Annotated in this window: 1 protein-coding gene; it reads right to left on the bottom strand. The window is 41.8% G+C overall.

From position 1 onward, the window contains the following. The coding region (locus tag AB4486_RS25080; RefSeq protein ID WP_372119410.1) for an AMP-binding protein at positions 1-689 on the bottom strand (689 nt) is incomplete at its 3' end. Positions 690-776 lie beyond the last annotated feature (87 nt).

Here is a 776-nt window from a genome sequence, read left to right as displayed (position 1 = left end):
TTATAAATCGATGGAAGTTCAACCACACAACGCTCAGTGATATGAGCTAATGGCAGATAAGACATAACGCGAGTTTCCCCCGGTTGAAAAAATATCTCACTGCCAGATGTTGCTGACGACGCAACGTTTAAATAACTAAGTTCAACTCCCTTTGCCAAACCAGTGCTACCAGAGGTGTAGATGATCGAAAACGTATCGTTAAGGCTGGGGATGTTAATATTTTCAAGTGGCGTTAACATCGGCAACCAAGCACGCCAATCAAGCTTACAATCAACTTTAGCACTAGGCATTGCTATGGTAATTAATGAATCAGGTAAAGCTTTGCTGAGCTCTTTGGAATCATCAAGCTTGCCAATAAACATCGCTTTAGCGCCACTATGTTCCAACACGTACTTTATGTTGTCTGAACTTGCTGTTGGGTAAATCGGGACACTAATCAGACCAGCCATCATTATTGCTAAGTCACATATGTACCACTCAGCCGAATTTTTAGCGATGATGGAGACTTTGTCCCCCTCGACTAGTCCATTGTCAACTAAACCTTTTGCGACTTTCCGTGCCGCGATATCTGCCTCACACCATGTATAAGTATGCCACTTACGATCAACAGGTTGATGAAGCCACACTTTGTCAGGGTGCTTTTTAACATTAGCTTTCAACTGTTCTAACGGCGTACAGTAAGTTGTCATAGTTTAACTTTCCTTAGTTATTAAACGGTTTCAGACCTTAAATTCAACAACGCTACAGCACTTCGATAAATTCAAGCTCCCCAAAAA

This window comes from Vibrio sp. 10N.222.55.C6 (assembly GCF_041473395.1).
GTDB lineage: Bacteria > Pseudomonadota > Gammaproteobacteria > Enterobacterales > Vibrionaceae > Vibrio > Vibrio crassostreae_C.
Note: the sequence above shows the minus strand (reverse complement) of the source record. Positions and strands in the feature narration are given on the sequence as shown.